2 tRNA genes are annotated in these 255 nt (G+C 47.5%); both read left to right on the top strand.

Going from position 1 to position 255, the window contains the following annotated elements:
- Nucleotides 1–38: 38 nt before the first annotated feature.
- Nucleotides 39–114, top strand: a tRNA-Lys gene (locus ACLHZ1_RS20855).
- 34 nt (nt 115–148) lie between these two features.
- A tRNA-Val gene (locus ACLHZ1_RS20850) sits at nt 149–224 on the top strand.
- Nucleotides 225–255: the final 31 nt, after the last annotated feature.

Below are 255 nucleotides of genomic sequence, written 5' to 3'. Positions count from 1 at the left end.
CCACCATGTTTTGCAAGTGTTAGACAAATGATTTAGATGGGTCGTTAGCTCAGTCGGTAGAGCAGTTGACTTTTAATCAATTGGTCGCTGGTTCGAACCCAGCACGACCCACCATCATTTCACCATCAATGAGATGGACAGATTCCCAGGTCGTTTAGCTCAGCTGGGAGAGCACCTCCCTTACAAGGAGGGGGTCACTGGTTCGAGCCCAGTAACGACCACCATGTTTTGCAAGTGTTAGACAAATGATTTAGA

The organism is Aeromonas sobria (assembly GCF_050266975.1).
GTDB classification, from domain to species: domain Bacteria; phylum Pseudomonadota; class Gammaproteobacteria; order Enterobacterales; family Aeromonadaceae; genus Aeromonas; species Aeromonas sobria_B.
The sequence above is the reverse complement of the archived record's forward strand: the minus strand, read 5'-3'. Positions and strand labels throughout refer to the sequence as shown.